This window comes from Rhizobium sp. N731 (assembly GCF_001664145.1).
Classification (GTDB): domain Bacteria; phylum Pseudomonadota; class Alphaproteobacteria; order Rhizobiales; family Rhizobiaceae; genus Rhizobium; species Rhizobium esperanzae.
On record NZ_CP013601.1, the window covers coordinates 3,330,620 to 3,348,062 of the forward strand.

General features: G+C 56.7%; 13 protein-coding genes. 4 read left to right on the top strand and 9 right to left on the bottom strand.

Annotated elements, in window-relative coordinates; genetic code table 11:
- Positions 1-13 precede the first annotated feature (13 nt).
- Positions 14-1,777 carry a type I secretion system permease/ATPase gene (locus AMK02_RS16320; protein WP_064806281.1) on the bottom strand — a complete coding sequence of 588 codons (1,764 nt, stop codon included), beginning with the start codon at positions 1,775-1,777 and terminating at the stop codon, positions 14-16.
- Positions 1,778-2,257: 480 nt separating this feature from the next.
- Complete coding sequence (locus AMK02_RS16325) at positions 2,258-3,829, bottom strand: right-handed parallel beta-helix repeat-containing protein (protein WP_064804410.1); 1,572 nt, start codon at positions 3,827-3,829, stop codon at positions 2,258-2,260.
- 691 nt (positions 3,830-4,520) lie between these two features.
- On the opposite strand from AMK02_RS16325, the gene AMK02_RS16330 reads away from it, so the two are divergent.
- Positions 4,521-5,228, top strand: a complete 708-nt coding sequence (locus AMK02_RS16330; protein ID WP_064804411.1) for an Ig-like domain-containing protein — start codon at positions 4,521-4,523, stop codon at positions 5,226-5,228.
- Between the two features lie 324 nt (positions 5,229-5,552).
- On the opposite strand, the gene AMK02_RS16335 is transcribed toward AMK02_RS16330, so the two are convergent.
- The 5 genes from AMK02_RS16335 to AMK02_RS16355 all read right to left on the bottom strand — a co-directional run bounded on the left by AMK02_RS16335 (position 5,553) and on the right by AMK02_RS16355 (position 12,310).
- Positions 5,553-6,257 (bottom strand): hypothetical protein, encoded by a 705-nt coding sequence (locus AMK02_RS16335; protein ID WP_064804413.1) that lies wholly within the window; start codon positions 6,255-6,257, stop codon positions 5,553-5,555.
- On the bottom strand, positions 6,257-8,533 hold the full coding sequence (locus AMK02_RS16340) for a polysaccharide biosynthesis tyrosine autokinase (RefSeq protein ID WP_064804415.1): 2,277 nt from the start codon (positions 8,531-8,533) through the stop codon (positions 6,257-6,259). Before AMK02_RS16340 ends, AMK02_RS16335 begins: the two co-directional genes overlap by 1 nt.
- A 51-nt stretch (positions 8,534-8,584) precedes the next feature.
- Complete coding sequence (locus AMK02_RS16345) at positions 8,585-9,304, bottom strand: hypothetical protein (RefSeq protein WP_064806283.1); 720 nt, start codon at positions 9,302-9,304, stop codon at positions 8,585-8,587.
- Positions 9,305-9,386: 82 nt separating this feature from the next.
- Positions 9,387-10,598 (bottom strand): polysaccharide biosynthesis/export family protein, encoded by a 1,212-nt coding sequence (locus AMK02_RS16350; protein ID WP_064804417.1) that lies wholly within the window; start codon positions 10,596-10,598, stop codon positions 9,387-9,389.
- Between the two features lie 302 nt (positions 10,599-10,900).
- Complete coding sequence (locus AMK02_RS16355; protein WP_064804419.1) at positions 10,901-12,310, bottom strand: O-antigen ligase family protein; 1,410 nt, start codon at positions 12,308-12,310, stop codon at positions 10,901-10,903.
- Positions 12,311-12,612: 302 nt separating this feature from the next.
- Here AMK02_RS16355 and AMK02_RS16360 point away from each other — a divergent pair, with 302 nt between their 5' ends.
- Both AMK02_RS16360 and AMK02_RS16365 read left to right on the top strand, forming a co-directional pair.
- Complete coding sequence (locus AMK02_RS16360) at positions 12,613-13,212, top strand: transglutaminase-like cysteine peptidase (protein WP_064804421.1); 600 nt, start codon at positions 12,613-12,615, stop codon at positions 13,210-13,212.
- Positions 13,213-13,480: 268 nt separating this feature from the next.
- Positions 13,481-14,800, top strand: a complete 1,320-nt coding sequence (locus AMK02_RS16365) for a UDP-glucose dehydrogenase family protein (RefSeq protein WP_064804423.1) — start codon at positions 13,481-13,483, stop codon at positions 14,798-14,800.
- A gap of 179 nt (positions 14,801-14,979) precedes the next feature.
- On the opposite strand, the gene AMK02_RS16370 is transcribed toward AMK02_RS16365, so the two are convergent.
- On the bottom strand, positions 14,980-15,771 hold the full coding sequence (locus tag AMK02_RS16370) for a metallophosphoesterase family protein (protein WP_064804425.1): 792 nt from the start codon (positions 15,769-15,771) through the stop codon (positions 14,980-14,982).
- 659 nt (positions 15,772-16,430) lie between these two features.
- Between AMK02_RS16370 and AMK02_RS16375 the strand changes: the two genes are divergently transcribed.
- Positions 16,431-16,673, top strand: coding sequence for a KTSC domain-containing protein (locus AMK02_RS16375; RefSeq protein ID WP_064804427.1), 243 nt, complete (start codon positions 16,431-16,433; stop codon positions 16,671-16,673).
- A gap of 161 nt (positions 16,674-16,834) precedes the next feature.
- Here the strand turns inward: AMK02_RS16375 and AMK02_RS16380 are convergent, their stop codons facing one another.
- Positions 16,835-17,440 carry an alpha/beta hydrolase gene (locus tag AMK02_RS16380; protein ID WP_064804429.1) on the bottom strand — a complete coding sequence of 202 codons (606 nt, stop codon included), beginning with the start codon at positions 17,438-17,440 and terminating at the stop codon, positions 16,835-16,837.
- Positions 17,441-17,443 lie beyond the last annotated feature (3 nt).

Below are 17,443 nucleotides of genomic sequence, written 5' to 3' on the forward strand. Positions count from 1 at the left end.
TCTTCCTTCCGGCCTATTCCGCCGCATTGCCGTCGACCACGACCTTAAGCTGAGCTACGCGCTCGGCAATCGGCGTGCGCGCTGCCTCGGTCCGGCTGACCCGCGCCAGAACTTCTTCCTTAGGACCGAATGCGATCATTCTGCCCTCCTGCATCATCAGCACGAAGTCGCACACTGCCAGAACGCCGGAGCGATGCGCGATGACAACGACGATGCCGCCACGTGCACGCACGCTCATGATCGCAGCACTCAGCGCCCGCTCGCCTTCCTCATCGAGATTGGAATTCGGTTCATCGAGCACGACGAGGAATGGTTCGCCGTAGAGCGCTCTTGCAAGCGCGATACGCTGTCTCTGCCCGGCTGAAAGCGCAGCACCGCCTTCGCCGATTTCGGTCTCGTAACCGTTCGGCAGACGCAGAATGAGGTCGTGAACGCGCGCCGCCCTCGCCGCGGTAACCACCGCCTCCGGCGACATCTCTTTAGCGAAGCGGCAGATATTCTGCGCGACGGTGCCGGAGAAGAGCTCGACATCCTGCGGAAGATAACCGATATGCCGGCCGAGTGCGTCGCCGTCCCACTGGTCGAGCGCCGCGCCATCCAGACGAATGGATCCTCTGACCGTCGGCCAGACGCCCATCATCGCCCGCGCCAGCGACGATTTGCCCGAGGCGCTGTAGCCGATGACCCCGAGCGCGCTCCCGGCTTTCAGGCCGAAGCTGATATCGGAGATGACCAGCCGCTGGCCGGCCGGCGGTCCGCTGGCGACGCCTTCAACCGTGACCTGCTTGGAAGGTGCAGCCAGCGCGAGAGGGGCTTGGATCTCCGGAATTGTTTTCAGGAGGTTCGCAAGCCGCGCCCAGCTCTGCTGGGCGGAAACGAAACCGCGCCAATTTCCGATCGCCGCCTCCACAGGCGCCAGAGCGCGGGACGTCAGGATGGAACCGGCGATGATAATACCCGAAGAGGCCTGACCTTGAATGACCAGGATCGCGCCTGTTGCCAGCGTTCCCGATTGCAGGGCGATACGGAAAATCTTCGACAGTGTCGCATAACCATTGCCGACATCCGATGCCTGCCGGGTGATGTTCCGGTATTCGCCGTTCTTGCGGTCCCAGATCTCAGCCATGGTGCCTGCCATGCCCATGGCATGAATGACCTCGGAATTGCGGATCGAGCTCTGCGCAAATCCGTTGCGCATGTTGGCGGCTTCCGATTGCCGCTTGGAGAGCGTGCGCGTGCCCTGGTTGGTCAGGAACGTCAGAATGGCGAGAACCAGCGATCCGCCGATCGCGATATATCCAATTGCCGGATGGAACAGGAAACAGATAACGAGATAGAAAGGAAGCCAGGGCAGATCGAACATTGCCGTCGGGCCCATGCCGGACAGGAACGTTCTTATCTGATCGAAATCCCGCAGGGGCTGAAGCCCGTCTCCACCGATCTTGACCTTCAGCGGCGCTTTGATCAACGCCCGAAACACCCGCCCATTCACCATCTCGTCAAGCGCACCGGCGACGCGAACGAGCATTCTGCTCCTGAGAACTTCGAACGCGCCCTGGAAAGCATAAAGTGTCAACGCAAGTATTGCCAAGGCAGCCAGCGTCGGTATGCTTTTGCTGGGAATGACCCGGTCATACACCTCAAGCATAAAAAATGAACTTGTCAAATAAAGTATATTGATAAGCGCGCTAGCTATACCAATGAAGATCAGTCCTCCTTTGCATTTGCGCAAGGCTTTGGACGGTTCATTGACGTCAGCTGCTGAAATTTGAAACACGAAGCAATCCTCTTCTACCGCATCGCGCACCAACGAATGCTGGTCCACAGTGCAGTTACAGGCCCTCAAACCCGATCATTGACATGGCTGCCTTCGGATCCCCGGCACCGTTGCCGATCCCGCTTGCGCGCCATAACGTAGAACATAAATCCCACTGAAAAATGACCGAAAATACAAACTTATCACGAGCAATTTCAGGGGGTCTAACTTTAACACTACGATAAGCAAACCAGCCGAAGCAAGTGAATATCGCAAAACCGCCAATAAGGGTTAAAAACGGCGAGCGTGTGGCAGCTTAAATCCGGCCTTTACTGACGAATTAGACTATAAATGCAATCTTTAGTTTGTTTTGGCCATAGCAGACGCGAATTTTTTCGATCAAGAGGCCGTCTTTTGCATCGCCCGCTGGCGAAAACTTGGCTGCCTCGCAAATTGAGACCGCCCGCGGCTCGCGGGAATGCGCCAGAATCCCGTCCAGCCTCACGCCAGGACGTATGAGGCGTGACTGCCATGGAATGCGTCGACGTTGATCGACACGCTCAAGCTGTCGGTGTCGATGTGGGAAGCGCCATCGGAGATTTTGTATTGGAAGAACTCACTGACTTTGCCGCTGAGGCCTGCGAGTTTGGTAGCATCGACCGTATAACTATAATCGCCGTCGCTTTCGACGTGGATGACACCGTATTTTCCGGTCAGCGTCAGGCCGTGCTTGTCCACCGCGCTTTCACCGAAGCGGCGAAGGAGTATTGTGCCGTTGCTCGAATTGTCGTTCTCAAGAAGATTTCCGTGATAGGCGCTGCGGGTATCAGTCGAAATTTTCAAGCTGTCATGGACGGCGGCAATTTTGGGAACGACGGCGGCAGGCACAGTCGCAGCCGGCGTTTCTACGCTGGGCGCCGGAGAGCTTACCTGCTCATTGCTCGACGACGTGTCGCCGCTCGCGCTGCCCACTGCGCTGTCAAGCTCGGCCTGCGCTTGTTCGAGCGTCTTGTTTTCGCCGATGGAGAACGTGTTCTGCGCCGCGATTGCGGCGGGCATCGTCAGCGTCGACACCGAACTATCGATGACATTGTCGTAGAAGGAGCCCGATGCAGGCCTGTCGACCTTCAGTGCCGACGCGGTCAGATCGTCGAAGACATTGTCGTGGACAATGATGTTCTCGCGGAGATAGGCGGGATTGCCGACAGCGCTGACCAGGACGCCGTAGACGCCGTCGTGCAGGTAATTTCCGCTAATGTCGTAGTTTTTCGCATCGCCGGAGTCGCCAAGGCCGATGCCGTACGACCAGCTGTAGCCGCCATATCCTGAGATGTCATTGTCATGGATGGCGATGTTCGTGCCCGCCTGAGCGCTCAGCCCGAAACCGCCGCCGATAAGCGTATTGCCCTCGACCACAGCATCTTGAGCCCGGATCAGCACCAGGACGCCCTTGGCGCTATTGGTTTCCGTCTGCTCGAGATGATTGTCCTTGATCAGGATATTGCTGCTGTTGTTGAGCTGAATGGCGTCGGCCACGCTCCCCTGACTGTTGGTAACGGTATTGTTGACGAGGGTGACGCCCTTGACCTTGTCCATCCAAATGCCATCGCCATGCACACCAGTCAGGGTGCTATTCTCGATCGTGATGTTCTGGCTACTTTGGAAGCTGAGCGAGCCGGCCTTTCCGGCCAGACCGGTATTCGAGACCTCGACGTTGCGGACGATCCAGTTCGATACACTCCCGGCATAGATCGCGTTGGCGCCAGTATCGGCGATCTTGATGTTCTCGACAATGATGTTCGAAGCCTTGGAACCGTGTATCCCGTTATTGCTGCTGTGAATGACGGGCGCATCACCGATGCCATAGCTGCCGATGGTGATCGGAGCGCTGACAGTGCCGGAATATTTCAGGTCGAACTGTTCGTTAAATACGCTTCCGGCAGCAAGCAGCACGCTGTCGCCAGGATTTAATTTTAAGGCTTCAACAGCGGACAACGTCGCAAAGGCTGAACTCTCACCGGTTCCGCTGTTATAGTCGGATCCCGTCACTGAATTCACGTAATAGACGGTCATGCTGCGATCTCCCGAGGTTATGGAAGACCTTCTAACTGCGGACATCTCTCCGGCCGCTAAAATGAAACACTAAAATGCGCGATATCTCGGAATATTCTTACATTCTAAGCATGATTATTCTAGTGTACGCAAAATATTGTATCACGATAAAGTTGTAGAGCCCGACAAAACGCCCGCTCTACCTGGATTCGGCACATCTGCCGCACTGTGATCCGGAGCAAGCTGAAGCCGGCATATACCCGCTCCAGCGCAGCACAACGTTCCCCAACCCAAACCCCTATGCAGTTATCGGGAAATTATCTTCGGCGATATGCTACAACCCTAAGGGAGAGGGTCCTGCGATAGTGCAGATCCGCTTAATAACCCGTCGTGACTACACAATAACACTTCGTGGTTATACACCACCTGGCAACCTTACTACATTTGCCATTGAAAGAATGGTTTTACTAACCCCAAGAACGATCCACCACGAATTCAACGGCATAGACGATCAATAATTGTTAAAATTATAATACTTAAGACTTTCATCGACTTACGCATTTTGTACCCGTATCGTTATCGATCAATACACTCTCAAGTGCTTATCTGTTGTTAACTACACGCTTGACTCCATGTATTAATATACCATTAATCATGCGGTCCGCTGAAGTCAAAAGTGACCGGCGAAGATCAAATTCAAGGAGAGACACAGATGGCTATTCACGCAACCGACGATACTGCAACATTTCTGGAAACAGACGTCATTTCCGGGAACCTGCTCAGCAACGACACATCCGACGGCAACCTTTTCCTACGCGCCTTCGACCAGCAGAGCGTTGGTGCTAAGCAGGGCAACAATCAGATTACCGCAATCGCAGGCGACTACGGCACGTTCTACGTCAAGCCGGACGGGAGCTATACTTACGTATTGAGTGATGCTGCAAAGGTCGGCTTCACCGCCGGCGAGACGCTCCACGAACGGGTCTCCTACAAGATCTCCGATGGAGCTGGCCATACCGATTTCGGCCTATTCACGTTGAATATCCAGGGTGTCACTCAGGTAAAGCCGATTGCTGTTGACGACCATCTCAGCTTCAACGAGGGCGACGCCATCGGCGGCAATCTGCTGACCAACGACATTCCTGGCGACAATGGCCATCTTTTCCTGCGTCAGTTCGCCAACACCAGCGTAAACGGCGACCCGACCGCAACAACGAACATTGCCGGCACCTATGGAACCTTCCATGTCAAGGCGGACGGCTCGTTTACCTATGATCTAGCTTCGGATATCGCTCCGGGCGACCATATCACCGAAACCATCCAGTACTACAAGATCTCCGATGGTCAGGGCCATACGGATGTCGGCGTTCTAACGCTCAACATCACGGGCACGGACGTCGTCTCCGGCGCCACCGTCTGATCATCGATAAACCGTCTATGATGCAACGCCCGCTGCTTACGCGGCGGACGTTGGCTGCTATCAACCAGTGCCGTCACGAAGTTTGCCGATGGCATCACTGAGTAACGGGCGCCTTATCGGACGCGTAAAGGACGCTGTTACGTTCGCTATTCTCGTGTCGCGCTTTCCGAAAACCGAATCCCGATTTTCGGGCTGATACGCTAGCTCTTTATTTCTCACATGTTGTTATCACGACGTGCTTTGTCCGCTCTGGCAATGTTTCATCTCAGATGCGGGTTTAGACAGCTTAAGCTTGCTACGTTCTTCAGGAATGGCGGAGAACGATTATCTGCCACAGCGCTGTCGAAACCGCGCTGTCGCCCCCTCTCCTACGCTCGCCCAAGTTCGATCGAAGATCGGGCGGAGCTGCGGGTTGACCTTCTTTATCGCGGCATTGACCATGCAGCGATCCCCGAGTTTCAGCATTGTGGTGAGATCGCTATCAAGCGCAATCTTTGCAGCGGAAAGGGTTACGCTGGTATAATCGTTCCAGAAATAAAACCGCGACAAAATCATTCCTTGATCGTGGGGCGCGAGCACGACCGAACGCTTCATCATTTCCGCAATAGAGACCGGCTCTTCTGCGATTTTCGACTGCACGGCCGCAAGCCGAAGCCAAAAGTTGCTGTTCGTCGGCATGCACGAGAGGGCATACCGCAAATATTGACGCGCATTTGACGCCGCAGCGGCCCAAGCGTCGTAGTTGACATTGACATTCTGTCGATCGAGCTGCGTCAGAATGAGCGTGACACCGGCGGCGACGATGTCAGATCGGCAATAGTGCCCTTCGACCACCTCGACAGTACGCGCCGCATATCTGGCCGTGACGTCGTTCGCGACAGTTTCGCCGCGTTCTATCCTCTCGGCGACGAGCGAAATGCTGGCCGTCCTTATCGAAGCATAGAGTTCTCGGCCGGCCAGCACCGTAAAGACCACGGCGACGATGAGGAAAACGATTCTCGTGCGCGAAACATGCCGAATGCCGAGCATCAGCTTTCGGTATAGTATCGCGAATAGCGCTTATAATAATACTCGCTGGAACCGAACGTCCGGTAGAGCTTCATCTGCGCCGGATCGACCTTGGTCAATATGGCGCCGACGCACTTCGTATAGAGGTCCGGTTCGGACAACAGCGTCGACTGAACCACCTTCCGCGAAGTCTTGCCCCACTCGATCACGAACACGACCGCGTCGAGCTTCGGGTTAATGGCGCGTGCATCCACCACCGGAGCCAGAGGAGGCAAGTCGACGATAATGTAATCGAAACTTTGACGCGCAAACTCGAGAAGCTGATCCATACCGCGCGACGCAAGCAGCTCCGACGAATGCGGAACGCGATACCGCGCCACGGTCGGCAGGAATGCGAGCTTTGTTTTGGGGTCAAGGAGAATGAGATCCTTCAGCGGGCGATTGTCGACGATTGCTTCAAGCAAGCCGGCTTCCGCGTGGCGGCCGATGGCCCGCGTCGCTCCCGGATTGCGCATGTCGGCGTCGATAAGCAGGCATCGTGCCCCTTGCATGGCCAAAAGCTTGGCAAAATTGATGGCGGTCGTCGACTTGCCTTCACCGGGCAAGCTCGAAACCACACCGATAACTTTGCAGCGCTGATCGGAGGCACTGATATCGATCGCGATTTTTGCGCTGCGAAGCGTCTCGGCGAATGCCGACAGCGGATGCTCCTCGACATAGGTCGTGGTCTTGCCGCCTCTGGCAATGCTTCGCGGATTCCCCGGATCGACGAGCGTCGGATCATCGACGTTGTTCTCAATCAGCGGCATCACGCCAAGAGATTCGACGTCGAGCATATCCTTGACATCATCGCCGGTGCGGAAGAAGCGATCGCGGAATTCACGGAAAGCTCCAATGCCGCTACCGAACGCGCATCCCAGGAACATGGCGAAAGCGATGACGAGGCTTCTTTTCGGCGCGCTCGGCTTCGTCGGCGTCTCCGCAGTCGTGATGATACGTGCGGCGGTAATTGGGAAGCTCTGCTGCTGGATCGCTTCTTGATAACGCGCCAGGAAGCTTTGATAGAGGTTCTTATAAGTATCCCGCGTCCGCTCGAGCTCGCGGAGCTGCACCTGCGTCTCGCCCGCCGTTGCGGCCACACCCGTTGCCTTATCAACGCTGTCACGCAGCGATTTTTCGCGGGATTGCGCAACCGTGAGCTCGCTCTGATAGCTCTCGGCGATACGATTCAGCTCGTCGAACATAAGCCGTTCGTATTCGGCCATCTCCGCACGGAGCCGGACTGCCTGAACGTGGTCGGGACCAAGCCGCGCCTCGATCTCAGCCTCGAGCTTCGAAGCTTCCAGATATTTCTTGCGAAGGTCGTTTGAAATCGAGCTGTCGAGGACATCGGTCACGATCGCATCGGTCTGCTTGGCTTCGATGATCGACTTGATGCGGGTATATTTCGCCTCCGCCTGCGCCGTTTCGGCCTGAGCCTTGATCAACTGGCTGTTCAGCTCGGAAAGCTGCTGCTCACTGAGCAAGGTGCCCGATCCTGCCTCGACAAGCCCATGCTCGCTGCGGAATTTCTGCACTGCGAGGTCGGTGTCCAGCGCCTGCTGCCGGAGTTCTTCGATCCGCTCCTGCAGCCACTCGCCGGCCCGGCGTGTCGCCTCATATTTCGAATTGAGCTTATCGACCAGATAAACATCGGCGATGGCGGCGGCGATTTCTCGCGCCAGATCCGGCGACTGCGAGGTATAGCTGAGGTCGAGGACGTAGGATTTGCCGACACGCTCGACGTCGATATTTCCAGCGACCGTTTCCGCAGCCCATCGCCGCTTCATTTCCGCATCGGGAGCAACGGCCCCGTCGTCGGCAAACCAGGAGCGAAAATTCAGCAGAGATTTCAGCGTTGCGACAGAAAAGAGTGAGTTCTTCTGTGCCGTGAACACCGGATCATCGACAAGTTTCAGCTTGTCGACAACCGCATAGGCGATCGCATCGGACTTCAACAGCTCGACTTGGCTGAGGACCGTGCCCTCGTCATCGTCCAGCTGGCCGAAAGCCGCCAATTGGTTGATCATCTGATTGTCACTGCGGTCGATCAGCACTTTGGTCTCGGCTGTGTAGACCGGCACCGCAGTCAGGACATAGACGACACCAAGAATGGCAAAGGCGAAAGCGCACACCGCTACGATCCGCCACTGCCGGCGAACAATTGCGATAAGCTTGTCGAAATCGATGAAATCAGCTTCGTTTCCCGTATCGCGGGAAGCGTCGATACGCGGCGTAAGTTTATCTGGTGACAGCAATTTCGATCTCCAACAAAGGCGTCAAGCGCTAAGATCTACAGGCAATTCCAGCTATTGTGTGACGGGGATGCTCTGACTGGTCGACTCCGTCGTATCAGAGGACGACTGCCCCGCTCCTCCCGCGCTGACGACTATCGTCGTCGAGGTCGTCGAACTCGTGGACGAGCTGTCCTCATCGTTCGTATCCGAAACCCTCAGCGTGCCGGCAGTCGTGGTGCTGCCGTCAAACGGCGTACCGTCATCCGACCCCGGACCTGTCTGCCCGATTGAACCAGTGTTGCCGATACCGGATGCTGCGGCTGGCGCACCTGTGCCCGGACCGAGCGCCGCCGTCCCGCCTTCAGCCAGAACCTTTGCAAAGGCTGTCAGCAGCGGCGCAAGATTGGGATCGGCGCTGGCCGCCTCGGCAACAGCTTTTTCGATCGCCAGTTTGAACTGCGGATCGGAGACTTGGCAACTGTTTGCGGCTCGCCCGAGGCCGGATCCGATCGCCGCCATCTGTGCGGCATTGGCCTTCTTGGCCTGCTCGAGTACCGGCAATAGAGCGTCGTTACTGCTCCCTACCAGCGCTCGAACACGCGATGACAGAACCAGGGGATCGGACATGTCGAGCAGAACGGCGGGATTGGCGGTAAATCCGCCGACGTCTGCGGGTGTGAGATTTGCAGGACCCAGGCAAGCAGCCGCAAAGGCGCTCGAAGTCATACCGACAAAAATTGCCGCGGCAATTCCGCTATATGCAAGTTTACGATGAACACTAAACCTTGCCATAAAAGTGGCTTCCTTCATCAAATCCGCTATCGGAAAGAGGCCAGCGTCGATCGTTTGCGATCGGCGCCGGCCATTTCCTCAATTAACGCCCGAGCTCTCGCACCGCACTACGGGTATCGCGTGCGTCGTCCGTCACGCCGGCAACAGTGGACGATACCGAGTTTACGATGTCAAGGAACTTGACCAATTCGATAGAGTCCGAATTGGAAACATAGATAATATCCTTGTCTTCCATCTTGAATTGCTGAGCGGCAAACAGGGTTGCCGGATCACGAAGATTGACGCGGATAATCACCGGAACCGTATCGCCCGCAAACCGCGTCGTATCTACATGCATCGCCGCAAGCGTCTTCCTCGGGACAAGGCGATAGAGCAGGACCTGGGCCGGATCCGCACGGTCGTCGCGCAGGCCACCCGCCTTGGCGATGGCCTCCCCGAGGGTCAGATCCGACTCTTCGAAATCGAACCGGCCGCTGGTGCCGGCGGCGCCGAGCGCCAGGAACGTACGGCGCTCGTGATCGACCGAAATCGTATCATCCGGCGCGACATAGATATTCTCCGCCGGGTTTTTCAACAGCGTATTGTAGGCGACGGTCGCCGTTCTGCCGCGGCGCTGCAGCGTCACATTCGTTTCGATGTTATTGGTCGTCAAACCACCCGCGGCGGAAATGACGTCGAGAATGCGCTCACCGGCCGGACTGATCTGAACGCGCTGAGGATTGTTGACATCACCGAGCACGGCTACCTGACTGGAGCGGTTGGTCGTCGTGGTGATAACAACCTGCGGCTCGATTGCGCGGCTGGCCAGACGATCTTCGACATCCTGCTCGACGGTCTCCTTCAGGCGACCGGCAGCCGGAACACGACCCGCATAAGGGATCGTGATCGTCCCGTTTCTATCGATGGTCTGCGCCGGCAGAGAGATATAATTGCCGGGCCGGCTACCGGCGTCGGAGGGAATGAAGAGACCGCCGGACTGCGCTTCGAAAATCGCAACCTCGACGACATCGCCATAACCGAGCGGAATTTCAGGCGCACCGCCACGACCACCGCCAAAACCCTTGAAGGAGGTCGGCTGCGGAGAGGTGAAATAGGACAGGACGTTCTTGCTGAGATCAACCAGGGCGTAGTCGATACCGACGCGACGCTCCTTCGTTGTTACCTTTACCGCCGCCCCTCGATCGACATCTTTGTGATCTGGACCGGATCTTGGCAAGGACGTGCAGCTTGCCAATATACTCGTTAGCGCTACAACAATGGCGACGCGTGTACTACCGACAGGAAAACAACCCATAGAATAACCCGTGTTGACGCCCTTGAAGCTACTGCTCCGCAATCGGACAAATTACAAGACAATCCCTGATCAATAATTACCGAATGCCGTTTATCATTCTCTAACTGTGGCAGCCCGGCAACGCCGAGCACTTCAGCAAACGAACGGCCTCAGCCCGGCTCTCTGACGCCGGCAATAATCTAAAGGCTGCGTCCGCTATAAAATTTCTTGCGTTTAAGAGTCAACCCGCAGCCCTCAATCAATCGGTATTTTCGAAAAACCTTCATAAACTCCATTCATTTAAACCTTTGTGTGCTGACCGGTCACACATATTGGCGATCCGTTTCGCCGTGACTGCGGCCGAGGCTGATCGCAACGACGGCGCTCAGGAATGCGGAGAAAAATACCGCGAAACCAGGGATTTGCAGCGAAAAATCGACCGCGGCATGAAGGGCGACCAGAACCGTCGCCGCTATTCCGAGCAGAACATAGTGCCTCAGGCGCCGCCGCTCGGAGAGCCCGCGCCAGAAAACCTTCGCAAGCACTGCGAAAGTAAGAAACGTCGCAACCGGAAACGTAACCCCCAGCCCCAGAAATCCTTCCAGATAGAAATTATGTGCGCGGTCAAAGATCCCGAAGATGCCGCAGGCTGGATCGCGGTAGGCAGAAAACACGGTGCGGAAGGTTCCAAGGCCCGTTCCGGTTAACCAATGATCCGAAATGGCACGCCATATGCCCGGCAGAATACAGAAACGATCATCATCCTCGAGCCGCCGCTCCTGCGCGCGCAAAATCGCCTGCCCTGCAAACATGCTCAGCAACAGGACGATGAAAATGACCGCCGAGAGAAGCTTCAATACCGAGCGCCATTTCGGCGCCGGTGTTAAATATCGCCTCGAGCTGTTCCAATTGATGACAAGCCAGGGAAAATAGATGAGCGCGGCAATAAAGGTCGCGAATATTCCGGCGCGTGATCGGCTCAGCATCAAAGCGGTGAAACATGCGCACAGGAGCAGAACATAGATCCACGTTCTCAAGAGCAGAAGGTTTCGGCCTGGCTCGCCGGGCGGGTGAATTGAATAGGAACGGGCAATGTCCCTGACCAGCGTCAGCATGAGCAACGTTCCCAGCCCGAGGAAGGTCGCAGCGGTATTGCGGTTGACGAAGACGGCTGTCAGGCTGTCGAGGTAGGCGTGTTTTTCTATGACGATCAGGATGTTGGGAAACATCGAAAATTGCAGCAGGCCGAAAACGGCGATGCCCCCCGCCGCGAGCCCCAGGCTGGTCAGCACTTTCCGCGCTCGTTGATCGGTATCGCACAAGATAAGTCCGGTCAGAAAGGTCACGAAAGGCAGGGCCACCCAGAGTATCGAGGCAAGCGTGTCCGCCGGTTCGACGGAGATCGCCGCATATTGGACGCCCGCCAGATCGCGCGCAGCGCCCCAGGCGGGGTTTGCCAGCCAATTGGCCGGCAGTTCGATCGTTTGAATAAATGTCCAGCTCGCCAGCACGACGAGCAAAAGCAAGGCGATCTTGAACACCCACCTGCTTTGTCTTGGCTCCGCAAACAGCAATACCGAAACGATGGCGAGAGCAAACATTCCGATTGCGGCGAAGGCGAAGGGCAAAGGTGTGACACTTCCAAAGGGAATGAGCGTCAATATCACCAGGCCGATGAAGGCAACGAGAATCGCCTCCCGCAAGACCTGCCTGTTGATGAGGCTGGATAACATTTGACTTCACTCACCAGCAGCCAAAACGAGGCAATCACAACCATTACGGTTAATATACTCGTACTAACATAAGTTGCAGATCAAGCGCTTGCGTGTTAAAGTGCAACAGAATTCCACATCGTTAAAATTGTCGCGAATGGCTTAAGCCAATCGAGACAGGACCCCGCTTATGCTCCTTCAAGCAGCAGAAACGGGACAGACGTTCTGTGCCCAATACTTGGCAGATCACTAAGTCGCCATGCCATTGACTGAGCCAAAAGGCAAGCCTGATCTCAATCGCTTGCCCTGACGGGGATTAAGAGATGAAGAAAACCTTCGTTACACTTCTGGCACTGGCATTTACAGCGGGGAATGCCTGCTCTGCATTCGCGGCCGGCCCCGCAGGTTTCGCCCGCGGCCTGACCAGCGATTCGGAGGTCAGCTATATCGCCGAAAAAGGAAAGATCGTTCCGCCCTTCGCCCAGGTGCTGTTCTGCGCCCAGAACCCTGCCGAATGCCGCGACAACAACGGACCGTCGGTCATCGCACTGACGGACAAGGAAATGCTGCAGCTGAAGAATGTGAACAACACCGTCAATCATACTATGATCGGCCGCAACGATTCCCGCAACGAACTGAATGGCGATGTCTGGACGGTGAATGTGCGCAGCGGCGACTGCGAAGATTTTGCATTGACCAAGCGCAGCCGGCTGATCGCGATGGGCTGGTCATCGCGCGCCTTGCGGATCGCAACGGCCTATACACCCTCCGGCGAAGGGCACGCCGTCCTCGTGGTCAGAACCGACAAGGGCGACCTGGTGCTCGACAACAGGCAAAGCAGCATCAAGAACTGGCGCGATACAGATCTGCGCTGGGACAAGATCCAATCGGGAACGGACCCGTACGTCTGGTACCGGCTGTAGCAGCCGAAGCAGCCGATAGAGCAATCCGTCTCATTCCAGGATTGAAGCCGAGCCGGCTCTCACGAACGGCTCGACTTGTCATATTGCCCACATAAACCTATGTTTTTGCTGTCGAGCGGGTGCCCGGCAGCAAATAGCGGCACCCTCAATGCGACTTCCGATGTGGGTATTAAGCGATCTTCGATATTGTCTTTTGGCCCAGATTCAGTATGACGAGCGTCATGCTGCGACGCAGCATGACGTTCTACTCTAATGATTTGAGGGAAATATGCGCATCACGATGATTGGATCAGGCTATGTCGGCCTCGTTTCAGGCGTTTGCTTTGCGGATTTCGGCCACGACGTCATCTGCGTCGACAAGGATCTGAGCAAGATCGAGGCCCTTCGCGAGGGCCGTATTCCGATCTACGAGCCGGGTCTCGATCAATTGGTTGCTGAAAACACCAGCACCGGCCGCCTGTCGTTTTCGACGGATGTCGGCGAAAGCGTTCGTGGCGCCGACGTCGTGTTCATCGCGGTCGGCACGCCGTCCCGTCGCGGCGACGGCCATGCCGATCTCTCCTACGTCTATGCCGCTGCGCGCGAGATTGCCACCTATGTGGAAGGCTTCACCGTCATCGTCACCAAGTCGACGGTGCCGGTCGGCACCGGCGATGAGGTTGAGCGCATCGTGCGGGAAACCAATCCTTCGGCTGACGTCGCCGTCGTCTCCAATCCCGAATTCCTGCGCGAGGGCGCGGCGATCGAGGATTTCAAGCGTCCTGATCGGATCGTCGTCGGACTGAATGACGACCGGGCACGCGAGACGATGACCGAAGTCTATCGTCCGCTCTACCTCAACCAGGCTCCCCTGGTCTTCACGAGCCGCCGCACCTCCGAGCTCATCAAATATGCGGCCAACGCCTTCCTGGCCATGAAGATCACCTTCATCAACGAGATCGCCGATCTCTGCGAAAGGGTCGACGCAAACGTCCAGGACGTTTCGCGCGGCATCGGCCTCGACGGCCGTATCGGCTCCAAGTTCCTGCACGCCGGTCCGGGGTACGGCGGTTCGTGCTTCCCCAAGGATACGCTTGCCCTTGCCAAGACGGCGCAGGATTATGACGCACCGGTCCGTCTGATCGAAACGACGATCTCGATCAACGACAACCGCAAGCGGGCGATGGGCCGCAAGGTCATTTCGGCCGTCGGCGGAGACATTCGCGGCAAGAAAGTCGCCATCCTCGGACTGACCTTCAAGCCGAACACCGACGACATGCGCGACAGCCCGGCCATCGCTATTATCCAGACGCTGCAGGACGCCGGCGCCCAGGTCGTTGGCTATGATCCCGAGGGTATGGACAATGCCCGCAAGGTCATCGAGAACATCGAATATGCGAACGGTCCTTACGAAGCCGCTGCCCACGCCGATGCCCTCGTCATCGTCACCGAATGGAACCAGTTCCGCGCCCTCGATTTCAATCGCCTGAAGCAGTCGATGCGCGCTCCGGTCCTGGTCGATCTGCGTAACATCTACCGCAGCGACGAGATCCGCAAGCACGGCTTTACCTATACCGGTATCGGCACCAATCTTTATCAGGACGCCTGACAGCGCCTGGCAACTCTGTGAATCTTCTGACGCCGCGGGCACAATCCCGCGGCGTTTATCTTTGGAGCATGCGCCACGCTCTCTTCGCCCAGCGCATCGGCTTGAAGGCCGGAGTCGATTTTCGGAAAGCACGACGCGGAGTTTCATAGGGCAGCGCGTCCTTTTTGCATCCGAAGGCTCTAAAGCAGCCCTACCCGCGTCCCCTTGATCGTCAGTACGGTCAGCCGGCCCGTCGCCGAAACCGCGGTGTCGATGCCGATGCGTTGCGGACCGAATGTCGGGGCTCGCCCCGGAGTATGTCCGTGGATCACGAGAACAGGAAGCTGCGGCCCCTCGTCCAGGAAGGGCTGCCGGATCCACATGAGGTCGCTGTCTTTTTGTTTCTTGAGATCGACGCCGGGTCTGACGCCTGCATGCACAAACACCACCCTGCCTATCCGCAGCATGATCGGCAGCGATTCCAGGAACTGGATATGCCGCTCGGGTATCATATTGCGAATGACGCGGGCGATCGTTTCGTTTCCCGCCGCCGACTGCAGGAGATGCTCGATATCGATGCCGTAGGAGTGCAGCGTCTCCGTCCCGGCGAAACCCAGCCATTCGAGAATGCCCGCCGGTTTGCGATAGAGCTTCACCAGCTCGGCATCGTGATTGCCGCAAAGAACCAAGCGCTGAAACCCTGGCGGCGGGTTCTTGCTCAGGAACTCCAGAACTGCGCTCGAATCGGGTCCACGATCGACATAATCGCCGAGCATGACGATGAGTTTCGGTCCCTGAACGCCTGCTGCGTCCTCCTCGATGCGGCGATGCACCTCGACGAGCTCGTCGTAACATCCGTGAACATCGCTCATCGCGTAGACCGCAGCGAAGTCGCCTTCGGCAAAGCTCAGCCGAGCGCGCTGCTTACGGTTGCCGGCCAATGTCGGTATCTGTTGTCGCCACCGTCCTAGATAATTAGACATGTAACCCATTTATGAGACCCGGCCGCGTGGCGGGTTGATCGATTTCCCATCTATCGCTGCAACGGCACGAATCACAGTGTTCATAAGAAGTTGGCCTGATCGCGGCGTCGACAATGTAGCCGCAACCTGTTGCCATATTCAGAACGACATGATCCTTCACCGTTTGCTGAACCGCCTGCACCAGGCTCGCCTGGGCGGCCGCGACAGAACGCTGCGCGCCCAACACATCAAGCGATGAGGATTGGCCATCCTTGTCGCTCCCGATTGAAAGCGCAAGGGTCTCCGGCGTGATCTTCACCTGGGTGCGAAGCGCCGCAGCTCGCCAGCGATAGCAAAACGGCTGCCGCGGAGAACGGCGTTCTGTACTTATCCATAGTTGAGAAGACATCGCGATTAATATTAGGTTGTATTTTAGTACATGATGGTTAACTGCCGGTTAAGCTTATGTCTATTGGATCGATTCTTTCACCTTCAGCTGTGTCATCCAACATTTCCAAAGCTGGGAAAACTCGAAACCGCCGGCTTTCCACAGGCGAAGCCCCCGAAAAAGCTGTATAAATCAACTACAGCGAGAGGCGTTGGGAAAAAATGAACGTTAAAGCAGATCACGCTTGACGACCCTGCGACGCCGCTTAAATATGGTGCGCTGCGAGCGTGAATGACAATTCTTGATCAGGAATCTCAGATCCAAAACTGCGGGGTGCAAAGTGGAAACTGCGGTTGATTCGAAACTTATCGAGGCGATCAGCTACGACGAAGACAGCCGGCATCTACGGGTCTATCTGACCAACGGCCAGAGACGAGAATATGAAGGTGTTCCCAAAGGCGTCGTCGTCGGTTTGACGATGGCAGAATCACCGGGGAATTTTTACATGAAGGCAATAAGAGGCAAATATCCTCATCGCCCCTAAGCATGTCGCGGCAACGACATGCGCAAGGAGCGGATCTGAAAGATCGCGGCGCGCTTTAGATAATTTGTCGATCAACGACGACATGATCGTCGTTTCAGCAACGATGCGGGGCCGGCATTCGCCGGTCCCGCTCAATGTCTTGGCCACTGTGCTGGCACAGATCAATAGCCGCCGAGGAAGTCGCCAACCGCATTGATCTCCGATGGCGCGATCTCGTGCCCACCGGCATGCCAGACCGTCCTGACCTCCGCGCCCCGCCCCTCCAGGTGCGCAGACAGTGCCTGGGTCATCGCGACCGGAGCGATGGGATCCCGCTGCCCGGCTGTCACCAGCACCTTTCTTCCCGCGAGCGTCGACCGGGCCTCGGGCTGAAACGGAATGAGCGGATGCATCAAAACCGCCGCGTCGAAGATGCCCTTTTCGATCAGCACATTGGCCAGAATATTTGCGCCGTTCGAAAAACCCAGGCCGAGAATCTGGGAAGCGCGGTATTCATCGGCAAACGCCTTGACGTAGGCCGCCATCTTCTCCGTCGCACGTGAGAGGTCGGACATGTCGTAGACCCCTTCCCCGGTGCGGCGGAAAAACCGCGCCGCGCCATATTCGGAAACATCGCCGCGCGGCGAAAGAATCGTTGCTTCGGGCAACAGCCGTCGGCCGAAATCGAAGAATTGGTTTTCGTCGCCGCCGGTGCCGTGCAGCACGAGCAGAATAGGTTTGTCAGGTGCACCGGCATGCAGCCGGTGCACATATCCGGTTTTGGTCATATC

Coding starts and splice junctions, on each gene's coding strand:
- AMK02_RS16345 (WP_064806283.1), bottom strand. CDS start 9,304: ATGGCAAGGTTTAGTGTTCATCGTAAACTTGCATATAGCGGAATTGCC.
- AMK02_RS16365 (WP_064804423.1), top strand. CDS start 13,481: ATGCGCATCACGATGATTGGATCAGGCTATGTCGGCCTCGTTTCAGGC.
- AMK02_RS16360 (WP_064804421.1), top strand. CDS start 12,613: ATGAAGAAAACCTTCGTTACACTTCTGGCACTGGCATTTACAGCGGGG.
- AMK02_RS16370 (WP_064804425.1), bottom strand. CDS start 15,771: ATGGGTTACATGTCTAATTATCTAGGACGGTGGCGACAACAGATACCG.
- AMK02_RS16355 (WP_064804419.1), bottom strand. CDS start 12,310: ATGTTATCCAGCCTCATCAACAGGCAGGTCTTGCGGGAGGCGATTCTC.
- AMK02_RS16350 (WP_064804417.1), bottom strand. CDS start 10,598: ATGGGTTGTTTTCCTGTCGGTAGTACACGCGTCGCCATTGTTGTAGCG.
- AMK02_RS16330 (WP_064804411.1), top strand. CDS start 4,521: ATGGCTATTCACGCAACCGACGATACTGCAACATTTCTGGAAACAGAC.
- AMK02_RS16325 (WP_064804410.1), bottom strand. CDS start 3,829: ATGACCGTCTATTACGTGAATTCAGTGACGGGATCCGACTATAACAGC.
- AMK02_RS16335 (WP_064804413.1), bottom strand. CDS start 6,257: ATGCTCGGCATTCGGCATGTTTCGCGCACGAGAATCGTTTTCCTCATC.
- AMK02_RS16380 (WP_064804429.1), bottom strand. CDS start 17,440: ATGACCAAAACCGGATATGTGCACCGGCTGCATGCCGGTGCACCTGAC.